Annotated in this window: 19 protein-coding genes; 2 read left to right on the top strand and 17 right to left on the bottom strand. The window is 65.8% G+C overall.

The window, feature by feature from the left end:
• Positions 1 to 366: 366 nt before the first annotated feature.
• The 17 genes from K426_RS27120 to K426_RS27200 form a co-directional block, all read right to left on the bottom strand.
• On the bottom strand, positions 367 to 804 hold the full coding sequence (locus tag K426_RS27120; protein ID WP_007683347.1) for a DUF411 domain-containing protein: 438 nt from the start codon (positions 802 to 804) through the stop codon (positions 367 to 369).
• 79 nt (positions 805 to 883) lie between these two features.
• Positions 884 to 2125, bottom strand: a complete 1242-nt coding sequence (locus tag K426_RS27125; protein WP_007683345.1) for an MFS transporter — start codon at positions 2123 to 2125, stop codon at positions 884 to 886.
• Complete coding sequence (locus K426_RS27130) at positions 2119 to 3105, bottom strand: copper resistance protein B (protein ID WP_009823975.1); 987 nt, start codon at positions 3103 to 3105, stop codon at positions 2119 to 2121. The genes K426_RS27125 and K426_RS27130 overlap by 7 nt, the downstream gene beginning before the upstream one ends.
• Positions 3102 to 4808 carry a copper resistance system multicopper oxidase gene (locus K426_RS27135; protein WP_007683343.1) on the bottom strand — a complete coding sequence of 569 codons (1707 nt, stop codon included), beginning with the start codon at positions 4806 to 4808 and terminating at the stop codon, positions 3102 to 3104. Before K426_RS27135 ends, K426_RS27130 begins: the two co-directional genes overlap by 4 nt.
• Before the next feature lie 25 nt (positions 4809 to 4833).
• Positions 4834 to 5859: an alcohol dehydrogenase AdhP gene (gene adhP, locus K426_RS27140; protein WP_007683342.1), complete on the bottom strand. Its 1026-nt coding sequence runs from the start codon at positions 5857 to 5859 to the stop codon at positions 4834 to 4836.
• A 26-nt stretch (positions 5860 to 5885) separates the two neighbouring features.
• A complete protein-coding gene (locus K426_RS27145; protein ID WP_007683341.1) occupies positions 5886 to 7406 on the bottom strand; it encodes an aldehyde dehydrogenase family protein in 1521 nt (506 codons plus the stop codon).
• Between the two features lie 442 nt (positions 7407 to 7848).
• On the bottom strand, positions 7849 to 8250 hold the full coding sequence (locus tag K426_RS32725; protein WP_013849877.1) for a hypothetical protein: 402 nt from the start codon (positions 8248 to 8250) through the stop codon (positions 7849 to 7851).
• Between the two features lie 333 nt (positions 8251 to 8583).
• Positions 8584 to 8874 (bottom strand): hypothetical protein, encoded by a 291-nt coding sequence (locus K426_RS27155; RefSeq protein ID WP_013039105.1) that lies wholly within the window; start codon positions 8872 to 8874, stop codon positions 8584 to 8586.
• 131 nt (positions 8875 to 9005) lie between these two features.
• Positions 9006 to 9446: a four-helix bundle copper-binding protein gene (locus tag K426_RS27160; protein WP_007683338.1), complete on the bottom strand. Its 441-nt coding sequence runs from the start codon at positions 9444 to 9446 to the stop codon at positions 9006 to 9008.
• A 14-nt stretch (positions 9447 to 9460) separates the two neighbouring features.
• Positions 9461 to 9904, bottom strand: a complete 444-nt coding sequence (locus tag K426_RS27165) for a DUF1622 domain-containing protein (protein ID WP_007683337.1) — start codon at positions 9902 to 9904, stop codon at positions 9461 to 9463.
• The gene (locus K426_RS27170) at positions 9891 to 10613 is read right to left on the bottom strand and encodes a hypothetical protein (protein WP_007406380.1); all 723 of its coding nucleotides are present in this window, start codon (positions 10611 to 10613) and stop codon (positions 9891 to 9893) included. Before K426_RS27170 ends, K426_RS27165 begins: the two co-directional genes overlap by 14 nt.
• Positions 10610 to 11338 carry a hypothetical protein gene (locus tag K426_RS27175; protein ID WP_007406424.1) on the bottom strand — a complete coding sequence of 243 codons (729 nt, stop codon included), beginning with the start codon at positions 11336 to 11338 and terminating at the stop codon, positions 10610 to 10612. The genes K426_RS27170 and K426_RS27175 overlap by 4 nt, the downstream gene beginning before the upstream one ends.
• Positions 11338 to 13248 carry a 2Fe-2S iron-sulfur cluster-binding protein gene (locus K426_RS27180; RefSeq protein ID WP_013039106.1) on the bottom strand — a complete coding sequence of 637 codons (1911 nt, stop codon included), beginning with the start codon at positions 13246 to 13248 and terminating at the stop codon, positions 11338 to 11340. The genes K426_RS27175 and K426_RS27180 overlap by 1 nt, the downstream gene beginning before the upstream one ends.
• Before the next feature lie 23 nt (positions 13249 to 13271).
• Entirely contained in the window at positions 13272 to 13592 is a 321-nt protein-coding gene (locus K426_RS27185) for a hypothetical protein (RefSeq protein ID WP_007406382.1), read from the bottom strand.
• A 59-nt stretch (positions 13593 to 13651) separates the two neighbouring features.
• The gene (locus K426_RS27190; protein WP_007406426.1) at positions 13652 to 13873 is read right to left on the bottom strand and encodes a hypothetical protein; all 222 of its coding nucleotides are present in this window, start codon (positions 13871 to 13873) and stop codon (positions 13652 to 13654) included.
• Entirely contained in the window at positions 13870 to 14349 is a 480-nt protein-coding gene (locus K426_RS27195; RefSeq protein WP_007406417.1) for a heavy metal-responsive transcriptional regulator, read from the bottom strand. Before K426_RS27195 ends, K426_RS27190 begins: the two co-directional genes overlap by 4 nt.
• A gap of 140 nt (positions 14350 to 14489) precedes the next feature.
• A complete protein-coding gene (locus K426_RS27200; RefSeq protein ID WP_004212653.1) occupies positions 14490 to 14846 on the bottom strand; it encodes a hypothetical protein in 357 nt (118 codons plus the stop codon).
• A 243-nt stretch (positions 14847 to 15089) separates the two neighbouring features.
• Between K426_RS27200 and K426_RS27205 the strand changes: the two genes are divergently transcribed.
• Together K426_RS27205 and K426_RS27210 are read left to right on the top strand one after the other, a co-directional pair.
• Positions 15090 to 15452, top strand: coding sequence for a hypothetical protein (locus tag K426_RS27205; protein WP_007406428.1), 363 nt, complete (start codon positions 15090 to 15092; stop codon positions 15450 to 15452).
• A gap of 77 nt (positions 15453 to 15529) precedes the next feature.
• The gene (locus K426_RS27210) at positions 15530 to 15787 is read left to right on the top strand and encodes a hypothetical protein (protein ID WP_007683334.1); all 258 of its coding nucleotides are present in this window, start codon (positions 15530 to 15532) and stop codon (positions 15785 to 15787) included.

Below are 15787 nucleotides of genomic sequence, written 5' to 3' on the forward strand. Positions count from 1 at the left end.
TGACGATGTAATGCAAGCGAACGCAAAGTGCAATCAGGCAAAGCCCCGGCTATCGACATGGCGACCGGGCTTCGCGTTTTTCACCTTCAATGCTGTGAGTGCCATCGGTTCGGGGCCCTGATCGGGAATGTTGGGGCCGTTCTCACACTTTCGGTGGGCAAACGGTCCCACAATCGTTCCCACATTTTGGGCCAAATTCAGGCAAATCAGGGAGACGACCGCGAACAACTTACAAGACAAATCGTTGCTTTTTCAGTGTAGGTAGGGGTAGGGACGCCATCAGCTCGCTTGACACAAGGTTCTACACTCGACAGCGGGGTCCTCTACCACCGGGCAATTCTGCAGGATGCTGCAAACCGCGCGATATCAATGGCGGGCGAAAATTCGCTGACCGGCGCTGCCGAAGGCCACCACCGTATAGGGTTGGCGGGCAGCGCCTGCCACTTCCATGCCCTCCGAACCGATCGGCATCCCCGCAACCGCAATGCCTTTGACGCCCGCAGGACGGGTCGCCAGCAAGCGCTTGACGTCGGATATCGGGACATGGCCCTCGATCATATAGCCATCGACGATCGCGCTGTGGCAAGATGCCAGCGTCCGGGGCATGCCGGCCTTGCGCTGAAGCTCGCTGCGCGACGCATCGTCACGCATGACGACCTTGCGTCCCAGCTTCGCGCGCACGGCCTGCGCCCACTTCTCGCAACATCCACATCCCGGATCCCGGTGGACGACGATATCACTGGCCGCAAGCGCTACGCCGGGCATGGCGAGGAACAGCAAGGCGACGAATAGGCGGGTCTTCATGAAATGACTCCCGGAAGAACGATAAGCATGGGGCAGAGGCCCCTTCTTTTCTATACGCATCAATGCGCCCCTCCCCTCATCACGCAGATGATTTTACGATGGCGGGCGGCCTCCAGGCTAGCGGCAGGGACACAAGCAGCGCTAGCGATAGACCACCAATCCCCCACAGAACGAGCGGCTGCGCCCCGGGAGCGACGATGGCTATCGCCAGCGGCGCGAGCGCCTGCCCGATGCTGGCGGCGGAATGCTGGAAACCGAGCTTCACGCCTGAAGGGGCCCCGCCGCCGCTGATCCAGAAGCTGGTGACCAATCGAAGGGTTGCCGAGCTCCAGCCGGCAGCAACGATGATCCCACTGAGCTCGGCCATACTCGCGGCGACAGGAAACATGAAAAGTGCCACAGCCAGCAGGCCCAGCGTCAATCCGGCAAGCCGCCTCGGCACAGTGACCAGCCAATCCAGCTTTGCATGGAAGATCTGTGCCGCCAGCATGCCCAATCCGCAGAGACTGAGCATCCAGGCGATCTCTTCGCGGCTCAGCGAAATGGCGCTCCGCGTCACCAGGAGATTGACATGCATCGCCGCCAGCCCGCCGCCCGCGACGATCGTGATAAAAAGCAGGATCAACGTCGCGCCGAGCGTAGGCGCGGGCAGGTCTCCGCCATCGATGCAAGGTGCACACCAGCGCGGCAGACGCACGGCGCAAAGCGCCGCCCCGACGGCACCGATGCCGAGAGCGAGGATCATGAGGGGAGCGCGGGGCAGGATCGCGGCCGAGACCTCCGCCACCAGCGGACCGGCGAGATCGCCCAGAAACACGAAGGCGGTCAGCCAGGTGAAGCGGCGCGCCTGGTCCGCGCGCCCGCTTGCGGCAAAGCTCGCGCAGAGCAAGCCCAACGGTATGATGGCGGCCGACGCCATCCCCGCCACCAGACGCAATGCATAAAGCTCAGGCAACCCGACGAGGCCGATCGGCGCGGTCACCAGCGCGAGGATGACCAGCGCTGCGCGCAACATCGCCCGATAGTCGACCCGGTCCGCGATCCAGCCCCAGAGCGGCGCCGCCAGCAAGGCTGCCAGGGGATGGACCGCAGTCAGGCTCGCGACGTGAAAATCATGAGCGCTTGACGATAGCGCGCCACGAGCCGGGTCGACCAGTGCCGGAAGGAAGGCGAGAATGGCCGTCTGTCCCGCCGACGCCGCAGCCGCCGCGAGCAACAAGACGAAAAAGGAGGCCGGCCAGCGACCGTTGGCTTGCGATCCAGCCTTGTCACGCGGCGCGTTCGCGGTCGATCCCTCGAGTGGCCATCCGCGGATCACCACCAGGCGCGCAAGCCGATCACCAGCCTGTGTTCGGAAGGCCCTTCCCTGCGCAGGCGACGGAAATCGGCCGTGCCGTCAAATGCGCGCTCCCAGACGAAGCCGATATAGGGCGCGAACTTGCGCGACACCTCGTAGCGCAACCGTCCGCTCAGCTCGACATTGCTGAAGCCGCTGCCGAGCTGCCGATCGCTCGACCGCTTCGAATAGATATTGGTTTCCACCTGCGGCGTAAGGATCAACCGATTGGTGAACAGGACCTCATAGGAGGCCTTGGCGCGCGCCGCGAGACGCCCATCGGTTCCTACATAGCCGGTGAGCTGGACGTCGAACCAATAGGGCGCCAGTCCCTCGACGCCGGCGGCGAGCCAGGTGGTCGCACCCTTGCCGAGATCCTGCCTGACCCCGAGCAGCGTGCCCCAGAACGGGTTCTTGCTGTGCCACCACAGCGCCTCGACGCTGCTCTCCGGATCGAGACGTTGGTCGCGGGAGTTCTTGAGCCCCTGGCTGCGCAGCCAGAGCTTGTCATTGTCCTGACCCTTGGTGACGAGCACGGTCCAGCCCACGCCCTGACCCTCGTTGCCGCTGGTGAACTCGAGCTCATCCACAAGTATCTTGGGGATCGAGAGCTTGTCGGCCATCTCATAGCCCGGCAGCGTCGAGTTGCGATAGCCGTCGGCATAATCGTCCGAGTTGCGCGCGTCCGGCGGGGCCTTGCCACCCTGCATCGAGCCCATGTCCATCGTGGCGCCGTTACCGGACGCCTTCGTGTCGGTCATATCCATGCCCGGCATGTCCATGCCCGCATGCTCCTGAGAGCCTTGCGCGGAAGGTGAGTTTGGATCGGGAGTGGCCGTTTGGGCAGGGGTGGCGGCGGGCGACGGGGGCAAGGCATCCTGCGCGAGGGCGGGAGCCGTGATCGCCGGCGCCAGGAAGAGGGCAACGCCAAGAGCAATGCCGCGCGAGGGGATAATCCGGATCATGCGACCACCACCTCCCGGAACATGCCGGCCGCCATGTGATAGAGCAGATGGCAGTGGAAGGCCCATCGGCCCATGGCGTCGGCGGTGACGCGGAAGCTCACCCGCTGGGCGGGCTGGACCACGACCGTATGCTTGCGGACCTGGAAGGCGCCGTCCGGGCCTTCGACATCGCTCCACATGCCGTGCAGATGCATCGGATGCGCCATCATCGTGTCGTTGACGAAGGTGACGCGCAGCCGCTCGTTCGGCTTGAAATGCAGCGGCCGGGAATCGTTGAGCTTGATGCCGTCGAGCGACCAGATGAACCGTTCCATATTGCCCGTCAGATGCAGCTCGATGTCGCGCTCGGGCTCGCGCGGGTCGGGATCGCCGCCCGGCGTGCGCAGATCGGCCAGCGTCAGCACGCGCCAGCCGCGCCCGCGCAGCCCGGCGCCGGGATCGTCCAGATTGGTGCGGGGATAGTCGACGCGCATGTCGGTATTGGCGCCATATTCGGTGCGGGCGTGCTGTGCCCTGGCCGGCATCTCGGTCATGCCGTGCCCGGCATGCGCGTCGCCTCCCATTGCGCCCATCGTCGCCATCGCGCCCATCATGTCGACCGGCTCGAGCCAGGTCCGGGCATCGAGCGGCGGCACGGCTGCCGCCATGCCCGGAGCCGGTGCGATCGTGCCGCGGGCATAGCCGCTCCGATCGATCGCCTGCGCGAAGATGGTGCGGGCGCCGCCCTCGGGCATGGTGAACTCGACGTCATAGGTCTCGCCCGGGCCGATCCGGAATTCCTCGACCGTGACCGGCTCGACCGGCTGCCCGTCGGCCGATACGACCGTCAGCTCGACCCCCGGGATCCGCACGTCGAAGAACGTCGCCGTCCCCGCGCCGACGAAGCGCAGGCGCACGCGTTCGCCGGGCGCGGCGATACCGGTCCAGTTGCCGGCGGGCGGCGCGCCGTTCATCAGATAGGTGTAGGTCGCGGCAGAGACATCGCTGTAGTCGGTCGGGTTCATCCGCGAGCTGTTCCACATCCGCCGCCGCTCGAGCGCCTTCCCAAGGCCCATGGCGCCGACATCCTTGAGGAAGTCGCCGGCTGTCGGCTGCGCAAAATTATAGTAGCTGCTCTGCTTCTTGAGATTGAGGAAGATCTGCAGCGGCGGCTCGTCCGACCAGTCGCTGAGCACGATGCAATAGTCGCGATCGGGCGCCCGCGCCGCCGGCGCCTGTTTCGGCTCCACGATGATCGCTCCATAGAGTCCCGTCTGCTCGGCGAGCGTGTGAGCGTGATACCAGTAGGTTCCGCTCTGGCGGACCTCGAAGCGATAGGTGAAGGTCTCGCCCGGCGCGATGCCGGCAAAGCTGATGCCGGGCACGCCGTCCATCTCCGCCGGCACGATGATGCCGTGCCAATGGATGCTCGACATCTCCTTGAGGCCGTTGCGCACACGGAGCGTGACCGTGTCGCCTTCGCGCAGGCGCAGGACCGGCGCGGGCACGCTGCCGTTCACGGCGGTCGCGATACGGCGTTTGCCGGTGAAGTTGACTGGCAGCTCGGCGATCTCGAGGTCGAACTCGGTCCCGCTAAGCTCGGCGGGCGAGACTGGGGCGGATCGCGCGAGAAGCGCCGGGGCGAAGCCGGCAACCGCGCCGCCGATCGCCAGCCCCTGGACGAAACGGCGCCGTGCGATCGGCCGGATATGTAAGGGAGACATGAACTGTACTTTCGCGAAGTCGGGTTCAGGCGAGGTCGAGGACGATCCGGCCCTCGATGTCGCCATGGTGCATGCGGGAGAAGACGTCGTTGATGTTCTCCAGCTTGTCTGCATGGACCGTGGCCTTGACCTTGCCGTCGCCGGCGAACGCCAGTGCCTCGAGCAGATCGAGCCGCGTGCCGACGATCGAGCCTCGCACGGTAATGCCGTTCAGCACGGTGTCGAAGATCGACAGCGGGAAGTCGCCCGGCGGCAGACCATTGAGCGCGACCGTGCCGCCGCGCCGGACCATGCCGAGCGCCTGCTGGAACGCCTTGGGCGAAACGGCGGTGACGAGCGCTCCGTGCGCGCCGCCTATCGCCTTCTTGAGCGCTGCCGAAGGGTCCTCGCTGTGCGCGTTGACCGTCAGTGTGGCGCCAAGGCGTGTAGCGAGGTCGAGCTTGCTATCGTCGATGTCGACCGCGGCCACATTGAGACCCATGGCACGGGCATATTGCACCGCCATGTGGCCGAGCCCGCCGATCCCTGAGACGACCACCCACTCGCCGGGTCGGGCCTCGGTGGCCTTCAATCCCTTGTAGACGGTGACGCCCGCGCAGAGGATCGGCGCAATGTCGAGGAAGTCGACATTGTCGGGAAGGTGACCAACATAGTTGGGATCGGCGAGGACATATTCGGCAAAGCTGCCATTGACCGAATAGCCGGTGTTCTGCTGTTCGTGGCAAAGCGTCTCCCAGCCACCCAGGCAATGCACGCAATGCCCGCAGGCGGTGTAGAGCCAGGGCACGCCGACCCGGTCGCCTTCCTTCACATGGGTGACGCCCGCACCGACGGCGGCGACATGCCCGACGCCTTCATGGCCAGGAATGAAGGGCGGGTTGGGTTTGACCGGCCAGTCCCCTTCTGCCGCGTGCAGGTCGGTATGGCACACGCCGGTTGCCGCAATCTTGACCAGGATCTGCCCGGGGCCGACCGTCGGGATCGGCGCGTCCTCGATGACCAGGGGCTTGCCGAATTCGCGGACGACCGCCGCCTTCATGGTTTTCGCCATGTCCGTTTCTCCTTTTGAGCGAGGGGTCAGAACAGGCCGAGCGCGTGCTCGTCATAGGAGACGAGCAGGTTCTTGGTCTGCTGATAATGGTCGAGCATCATCCGGTGATTTTCACGCCCGAAGCCCGACGCCTTGTATCCGCCGAAGGCGGCATGGGCGGGGTACTGGTGATAGCAGTTGGTCCAGACCCGCCCGGCCTCGATCGCGCGGCCCAGACGGTAGGCGGTGTTGCCGCTCCGGGTCCAGACGCCCGCGCCAAGACCGTAGGCGGTGTCGTTGGCAAGTGCGATCGCCTCCTCGACCGTCTTGAAGGTGGTGACCGCCAGGACGGGACCGAAGATCTCCTCCTGGAAGATGCGCATGTGGTTCTGACCCACGAACACGGTCGGCTGTACGAAATAGCCCTGGTCGAGCGCACCGCCCGGCAGCGCCTTGGCGCCACCGACCAGACACTGCGCGCCCTCGGCCTTGCCGATATCGATATAGCCCAGGATCTTGTGGAGCTGGTCCTCCGACGCCTGCGCGCCGACCTGGACCGAGGGGTCGAGCGGATCGCCCTGGCGGATCGCGGCGACGCGCGCCACGGCGCGCTCGATGAAGCGATCGAAGATCGACTCATGGATCAGCGCGCGCGACGGGCAGGTGCAGACCTCGCCCTTGTTGAACGCGAACAGCGTGAAGCCTTCGAGCGCCTTGTCGAAGAAGGCATCGTCCTCGTCGAGCACGTCCGCCATGAAGATGTTGGGCGACTTGCCGCCAAGCTCCATCGTCTGGGGGATCAGATGGTCGGCGGCCGCATGCATGATCTGCTTGCCGGTGACGGTCTCGCCGGTGAACGAGACCTTGGCGATGCGCGGATTGGCGGCGATCGCCTGGCCGACGGTCCGTCCCGGGCCGGTGACGACATTGAGCACGCCGGGCGGCAGGATGTCGGCGGTGAGCTCGGCGAACATCAGCAAGGTGAGCGGCGTCTGGGATGCGGGCTTGATGACGGTGCAGTTGCCCGCCGCCAGCGCCGGGGCGATCTTCCACGCCGCCATCAGCAGCGGGAAGTTCCACGGGATGATCTGGCCGACGACGCCAAGCGGCTCGCGAAAATGATAGGCGATGGTGTCGGCATCGATCGTCGAGATCCCGCCTTCCTCGGCCCGGATGCAGCCGGCGAAATAGCGGAAATGGTCGATCGCGAGCGGAACGTCGGCAGCGCGCGTCTCGCGGATCGGCTTGCCGTTGTCGATCGTCTCGGCAAGCGCCAGCAACTCCATATTATCCTCGAGCCGGTCGGCGACGCGATTGAGAATCCTGGCGCGGTCGGCGGGCGAGATCCTTGCCCATTGATCCTTGGCGGCGTGCGCCGCATCGAGCGCGCGCTCGACATCTTCCGGCGTCGACAGCGCAAACTCGGCGATCTGGGCGCCATTGATCGGGCTCGTGTCCGCGAAATACTCGCCGCTCGCTGGAGCGCTCCATCGACCACCGATGAAATTATCATAGCGGTGTCGGAAGGACGCCGCAGCATTGATGGTCCCGATCGCCTTCTCGAACATCGCCTGTCTCCATCTTTACCGATGCCTGATGAAGTAGGCCTTCTGATGAGACGGCCTATAAGTAAGTTCCGCAGACAAAAATCAGGCAGAGTTTTTACGAAGCGCCAGGCTGGACACGCAAAAGAAGCCGATGATTTTCTCATCAGCTCATAGATTATCTCGTCGCCTAAGCAGGCAATGGCTCTCGCCATTCAATCGCGGCGCAGAGGTCACTGAAGTTGATCCGGCCATGCTTGGTCGGACCTCTTAATCGTAAGCGCGGACCCGCAGCTCGGTGCCAACTCCTGGAGCTTTACGCATCGCGGGCTCCTCTCTCTCGCGGTGGACGCCTGCTTCTCGTTATGAAATCCTAGAAACTTGGAACACCTCTTGAAGAACAGGCCCGCCGCGGGGGCAGCGGCGGGCCCTCAGCCCCAGGGGTCTGTTCTCGGGGCTGGAAACCTCACATGTCGCTCATCGGCTTGTCGGCCATAGGCGTGGCCGGTTTCTTCTTGGCGGCCGGCTTTGCCTTTTTCATCGGCATCTTGCAGCAACCGCTCTTGGGCTTGCCAGCCTTGCTCGAACCGCTCCCCTGCGACGAGCCACCAGACATTCCGGCCATGCCCGCAGCGCCCTGCTGGCCTTGCGGCTTCTGCATGCCGGCTTGGTGATCCTGCATCATTTGGTCGTGCATCTGCTGCCCTCCATGATCCATCCCCTGCTGATGGGCATGGGCGGTGGATGGCTTCGGCTGCGCAGGGGCGTGCTGGGGCGCGGCGGGTGCCGATTGCGCCAGACCCGCGCCAGCGAAGTTCAGGGTCGCCAGGCAGCCGATCGCGCCGACTAGAAGTTTCGTCTTTCGCATTGTGGTTCTCCGCATGATGAGTCCTTGCCCGATCGCCGTTTGCGACCGCGACCATACCGACCCCTCATGCGGGCTTGGCCCTTTGGTCTGAATACGTAAGTTACGAATCCGCACTGGATCAGGACTGGCAGGCCCGCGATCTTGCGGGCGAAACCATGGTCCAAGGGTCCAGCGGATTCATGACTGCATCGCATTAAAGCTCGTGCAGACCTTTATTCTGAAACGCAATTGGCCCGCCGGGGAAACGGCGGACCAACGTTGCGGCCCGGTCAAACGATACCAACGCCTTGTATGGTGAGGCTTTGATCAACCGACCTCTGATGGGCTTTTGGTTCAGCACCCCCCGCCCGACCGATGCGACATGTCAGAAGCCCCCTCCTGGCTCCCCGATTCCCGCATGGCCATCCGGTGGCCTCGCATCATCTCACCGTGCATCTGGTCCTTGCCGTGCCGCATGCCCTCCATATGGGCCGTGCCGGACTGAGCCGGCGCAGGCTTGGCCTTGAGCGTCTCCTCGAGATCCGGCATGTCCGACGGCATGCCATCGGCGAGAACAGGCCCGGCACCGAGGGCAAGGAGGCCGAGGGCTGCGAGCGAAGTGATAACTACCGTTTTCTTGCGCACTATCGATTCCTTCAAGTCTGGTTTCCGTTCGACCGGCTTCAGATCCGGTCGTTTCTCGCTCCTCCGGGAGCTTGCCCTTGAGATGGTATCGGTCCTGACCCGGCAGTATACGTAATATGCGAAGCGGGTGGTCAGCCGGTCATGTCCGCCATCATTCGGCAGCTCGCCGCGCATTTCTTGCAGGTGGCCGAGCAACGCGCGATCCGCTGGTCCTCGCTATGACGCCCGCATTCCTCGGCGCAGCGCTCGCAAGCATCGGCGCAGGCGCGGCACAGGATGCGGTGCAGAGCCGATTCCCGCAGCATCGAGTTGGCTGTCGCCTGGCACAGTTCCGCACAGTCGTTCAGCATGGCGATCAACGACGCGCTCGCCAGCGCGCTGCTTTGCTTCGTCAGCCAGGCGGCGGTTTCGAGGCACATGCGGTGTGAAGCCAGGCAATCGTCGATGCAGTCCGTCATCGACATCGCCATCCCTTCCATTCGATGCTGCTGCCCCGCCGCCGGCGCAGCCAGCGTTCCGGCGGCGGCAAGGCCGGCGCCCGCCATCAGCAATTCGCGTCTCTCGATCATCATGCACCCTCCATCGGCTATCCCTTGCGCGGTGTGCCGCATCCGGCGGCCTCAGCCGTCGCCGGCGACCCATCCGACGCCGCACGCGCCTTCTCCCGCGCCATCCGGGTTTCCTCCCAGGGCCAGTGACCGTTGATCTCGACCCCGAGCGAGATGCTCAGGAAGGTCCGCACCAGCACAAGCCCGGCCAGCACGATGAGATCGTCGAGCGTCGGGTTGATCACCAGCGACTTGACGATGTCGCCGGCGACCAGAAATTCCAGGCCGAGCAGGATGCTGCGGCCGAGCGCCGAGCGGAACGTGCTATAGGCCTCGGTTCGGTCGCCCGCCCTCGCCCGCCGCGCAAACAGAAAGGTTGCGAGCCCCGCGCCGACCAGGATGGTCAGCGTGCCCGCCAGTTCCAGGCCGATCACGGCGAGCCGGAAGAAGGCGCTCAGCCAGTCGGCCTCAATGGTGATCATACCAGCCTCGCTTGCGGATATTGTTGAAGCTGTCGGTGGCGTGACAGGCATAGCATTGGTCGACGCGCGCCTTCGATCCGGCTGCGCGCTGCGAGACCATGCTGAAATGCTCCATGAAGTGACTGGGCGGCGCCTTATGGCACTCGGCGCACTGCGTCGAATTGACCGATGGATGGCGGTAATTGGCGATCTTCCAGCTGTCGGTCTTGTGGCAGCTCGCGCAGTCGGTGCCGAACAGGCCCTGGTGCGGATCGCGGAACGCATGGCAGCTCGCGCAATTGAGCGCGGTCTCGGGGGTCAGGCTTCGAGTGTTTGTCGACATGCCCGCCAAAGGCTGCCGCCACTTCGCCATGTCGAGCAACGCGGCGTGATCCATGCGGATGATGCCGCGCTCTCCCTCATGTTCGACGTGGCAGGAGGTGCACTGCGTCGCTTTCGCGTGGAACTGCGTCGACTGCTTCGTCCCGAAATCGGTGCCCGCATGGCAGGTGAGACAGGTCCGGGTTTCGACGCCCTTGCCCGGCGTGTGGCAGGCCGTGCATTGGCCGGCAAAGGACTGGTGCGCGCTCGAGAGCGGGCCGGGCGAGACGAGCTGCGCCACCAGGCCGGCATCCCTCGGCGCGTCCGATCGCATCCGGATCGCGACCGCGGCGACCATCACCAGCAGGGCTGCGATGAAGACGGCGTAGGAAAGACGCTGCCAGCTCATAGCCAGCGCAGCCCGTAATAGATCGCCGCGCCGACGTGGAGCGCGAGCAGCGCGAAGATGAGACAGCCCAGCAGGATGTGCAGGAACCGCCACCGCGCGAACAGGGTGTTGGTTGCCTCTTCGGCACGGATCGCGAATTCGGTATCGGCCAGCGCTGCGGCGATCCCCGCCTTGTCCTGGGGGCGCTGGCCCGCGGACGCATCCCCGGCGACGAACAGATAGCGCTTCCAGCCCGACAGCGGCGGGGCTGCGGTATCGGCCTGCGTCGGCGCCGCCGGCTCCTCGAGGAAGGCGGCGCGAAGCGAGGCCAGTTCTGACCTGCGTCCGCGCAGCGCCCGACCAAGCTGGGCAAGCAGGTAGCGGCCGATGAAGCCGGTGATGACCGTCATCAGCAGGAGGACGGTCAGAAGCAGGCCGACCGGGCTTTCGAGCTTGTGCGCGGCGTGGACCAGACCCAGGATCGGCGCCAGCACGCCGGCATAGATGTGGATGGCGAGCAGGGTTGGCTTGCTGACGACCCGGGAGAGCGCCTTGTCGACCCAGGCGATGTGCTTGGCCGCGACATAAGGAAGCGTCAGCAGCATCAGCACGAGCGCTGCGATCCCGATGATCCCGCCGGCCAGGCTACCCGGAAAGCGGGGCGACACATGCACGAGATAGCCGAACGGGAACAGCAGCAGGAACGCGACCAGCAGGCCCACGGCAATGTCGCTGCGTTCGCGCATCAGGCTTCGACCACGAGCGGCGTGCCCGTCCCCTTCGCCTGGCACGCGAGCACATAGCCTTGCGCCTTGTCGGCGGGCGCAAGGCCGGATTCGACCTCCATCGTCACTTCGCCCTGCAGCAGCTTGACCACGCAGGCGCCGCATGTGCCCGCACGGCATGCATAGGGGATCTCGACGCCCGCGCCCTCGGCCGCCTCCAGCACGGTCTCGTCCGCGGGCAAGGCCGCCGACACCCCCGACACGGAGAAGGTCACCGTGCTCGGCGCCACCTCGGCGCTCGGGGCCGGCTTATCCGCTGGCGGGGGCGCGGGCTTGACCTCGAGATCCTCGTGGTCGGCCGGCAGCGAGGCCGGACCGAACGCCTCGGTGTGCAGCTGCGCGTCGGGGACGCCGAGTTCCGCCAGCACGCCGCGCATCGCGCCCATCATCGCCGGCGGGCCGCACATATGGATGCGCCGGCTCGCGATCTCCGGCACCGCGGCCAGGATCATCTCGCGCGTGATCGGCCCTTCGGGGCCCATCCAGACGGTGCCGGGCGCGCGCTGCATCGCGGCGACGACATGGAGGTTGGGAAAACGGCGTTCGAGCCGCTCGAGCTCGTCGCGGAACACGAATTCCTCGGTCGACCGTGCGCCGTAGAAGAAGAAGATATCACCCTTCCACGCGGTGTCGGTGAGATAGCGCAGCACCGACATCATCGGGGTGATGCCGACCCCGCCCGCGATCAGCACGATGCTCTGGGCATCCGTTCCCGTGAAGGTGAAGGCGCCGAACGGTCCGCTGACCTTCAGCAGATCGTCGGCGACGACCTTGTCGTGCAGGTATCGCGAGACCACGCCCTGCTCCTCGCGCTTGACCGTCAGTTCGACATAGGCCCGCTGGGTCGGCGAAGAGGCGATCGTGTAGGAACGGCGCGCGGTCTTGCCCGCTTCGGGCTCTACCTCGACCTGCAGGAACTGGCCCGGCAGGAAGTCGAACGGCAGCCGGTCGGCGGTCGGGTCCGCGAGCCGGAAGGTCAGCACGCTCGGCGTCTCTCGCACGATCTGGACCACGCGCAGCTGCCCCGCCCAGCTTTTGGGCTTGCGCAGCGACGCCCCAGCGGGTGCGGCCGCATTGCTCGGCGCGAGCCCGGCGCTGTCGGCAACGGGTGCAGGCGCGGGCGCAACCCTGGTAGCGGGAGGGGCAGCCTTCGGCTCCGGCTTTGCTGGAACCTTGGCGGTGGCGACACCGCCGGCGATCGCCCCGATCCGCCGCAGGCGGAAGATCTGCAGCGCGATAAGCGTGGCGCTCACCAGCCCCAGGAACAGCATGAGAAGGAGGTGCGAGGGCGAGATGCCGAACCAGTGATCGGCATGGCCGGGCGCGGCCTGGTCGATGTCGAGCTGATCGCGCAGCCAGGCAAGCCCGACCTCCCGGGGCGGCTGCAAGCCCCCGATCGCGCCCTGCGCGGCGGTGCCGGAGCGGAACAGGTCGGTTCCCTCGCGCAGGCGCCGCGCCGCATCGAGCCGGGCCGAGACCGTGGTCGCACGCGCGCCGTCGGCCGAGGCGGCGTTGATCATCGCCAGACCCGTGCTTACCCGTTCGCCGGCCTGCGCAGCGACCCGCTGCCTTGCCGCTTCGTCAAGCGCGGGAAAGGCGAGCAGCTGCGAGATGAAGCCGGTCCGGCGCGATTCGTGGCCGTGCTCATTCTCCCCTTCCCCATTGATCATGCGATCCATCATGGGGTTCATCATCTTCGCCATGTCCGACGACCCCGGCTCTGCCGGTGCGGACATGCCCCCGCCGGCCGGCATGCCTGCGCCATGATGCGCGGCATGATCCTCGCCCTCCTGCGCGCCCGCGCTCGCGGACAGGCTGAGAGCGATTGCGCAGCCGAGGCTCAAGCGTCGAAGGCTGATCCGCCTGGACATCCTCATCCCCTTAGTGTGCGAGCCTACATATCCTTCATCGGCATCGCCGCATTGCCCGGCGCGGGATCGGGTGCCGGCGCGGTCTGGTTGCCGGCCCCGGCGCGCATCGCGTCATGGTCCATCGCCTGACGGTGATGCCGCTCCATCTCGGCCTGGTTGCTCATCGCGTCCATCGGCGCCGCGTCTGCAGCGTTGCCGCTGTCGGTCAGGACCGGGGTGGCGGCGACGCTGTTCGCCGCGGGCGGCACCGTCTGGTCGGCCTGGCGGTCGCAGCCCGAAAGCGCGAGCGCCAGCAACAGGCTTCCGCCGACAAGTGGAAGGGCTTTCTTCGCATGGTCGATCATGGCTTTGCTCCTTGGCTTGAAAACTGTGTCCGGGCGCCATCCCTGGCGTCCGGACCGGCTCATTGCGCGCTGCGCAGAATCCGGAGACACCGGTCGTGCGAGAGGTTCATCGGGTTGCGCCCCTGCCCCTTCATCTCGCCATGATCATGCGGCGTCTGGAGACCCATATTGCCCTCCATCGCCCGGCAACTCTCGACCTGCGCCGAGGTCGGCCGCGTGGTCACACAGGCGCCTAGAAGCAGCGCCGGCGTGAGGACGGCGATCAAACGCATTTTCTTCATGACAAAACCCCTTTCGCTCGTGGTGATCGTTCGTCCTGCGCTGCCTGATGTTTCTTGTTATGCTGCTGGTCTTTCCGCCGCGCCGTCAGGAAGGCGAGGATCGGGCAATCGGAGACCGGCACTTCGCCCGGGCATTCGTCGGCGAGCATCCGCAGCATGTCGCGGATATCCGACAGGCGCTCGAGCCGGGCTTCGGCGTCCGCGATCTTGGCAAGCGTGATATCGAGCACGGCCTGGGCATGCGCGGTGTCCGACGCCCTGAGTGCCAGCAGCTGCCGGGCCTGTTCGAGTGTGAAACCAAGCTCCTGCGCCGAGCGGATGAAATTGACGCGCTCGAGGTCGGTCGCGTCGTAGAGCCTGTAGCCCGCTGCCGTGCGCGCGGGCTCGCGCAGCAGGCCCATCCGCTCATAATAGCGGATCGTATCCCGCCCCACGCCTGCGGCCGCGGCCAGTTCGCCGATCTTGAAATTGCCCATGTCATCCGCTCGATCATGCCGGTTGGACCATGGTCCAGGGTCAAGCGGTTTCGCTTTGACCCCGAACGGTCTCCTCGTCGCCGGCGGCCCGCTGCCCCGACGCGTCGCAGGGCAGCCCGTGCCGCCGGGCCACCGGCTTGTCAGTTCTTGCGAAGCTCGACGATGTCGTGCCTGGCAGGCGTGCCGTCGGCGACGGACACGTGCGCGAAGTGATCGTCAAAGATATGGTCGATCGTCACATGGCCGACGAGCTGGCGGTGATAGGTCGGCGCCACGCCCTTGGACGGACCCGGATGGGTCACGACGCGATAGACCTCGAGCTTCTGGCCGACCTCGGCGCCATCGGCCTTGCCGATGCAGACGACCGTGCCGTTGCTGCCCGTGTCGACGATCGAGCCGCGCATGAACAGGCTGTGCCCGATGCCCTGGGCCATAGCGGGGACGGCAGCAAGCATCGAAATGCCGGCAAGCGCGACCATGAGAGTTTTTCTGACCATATTCACCTCCTTGGATGGTAAGCCACCGCCCGGACTTTGCCGAGGGGAAGAGCGTCTCTTCAGGCTTGGGACTACGGTCCCGGGTCCAGCCTCGATATACGTAGAGGCCGCAGCCGATCTTCTTCCCCGGGCCGGATCTTTATTGACGCGGAGTTGACGGAATCAGCCGTCAGCACTTCAAAATCCGCGCGGCGCGAGACTTTGGTTGGCTGCGCCCGCGAAACCCGCTAGATATCGAGGCCCGTGAAACGCCTGCTCGCCCTCCTGCTCGTCATCGGAGCGCTGTCCGGTCTCTTCGGAGCCCAGATGGCGGCCGCGCACAGCGTGCCGCAGGCGGCAGGCGCGCCGCTGGCCAAGGGCATGGATGCGGACTGCATGGCGATGATGGCCAAGCAGCAGCCTGCGCCCAGCGAAAAGCCCTGCAAGGGCCTGACGCTCGATTGCATCGCCGCGATGGGGTGCGTGATCCCGCTGGTCGCAGCGGACCTGGCAGGCGGCGTTGCGCCTGCGCGTCTCTACGACGCGCCCAGCTTCTGGACGACCGACACGATATTGACCGGCAAGGCGGTTGCGCCCGAGCCGGATCCTCCCACCAGCCTTGCCTGATTGAACGAGCACGGGCTGCGCGCATCGATCGATGCGTGCGCGCCCGGTTTCCTTCTTTTCAGTCAAAGGTTTTCGTGATGATCAAACTGCTTCCGGCCGCCCTTGTGGCGGCCCTCAGTCTCGCCGCGCCTGCGCTTGCAACCGACGCGAGCCGCACGCCGCAAGGCCATTGGGAATGGCGGTCGGCGCCGCAATATGGTCCGCGGGCGACTGGCCCTGCGCGTGTCCGCATATGGGTGCCCGACAGCCGGGACATGGCCAGCTGCGATTGCGCGATGATGCAGGCAAGCGCCGCCGACTGCATGCGCGGCGCAGTCAGGTCGGACAAGGGCTAA

This window comes from Sphingobium sp. TKS (assembly GCF_001563265.1).
GTDB lineage: Bacteria > Pseudomonadota > Alphaproteobacteria > Sphingomonadales > Sphingomonadaceae > Sphingobium.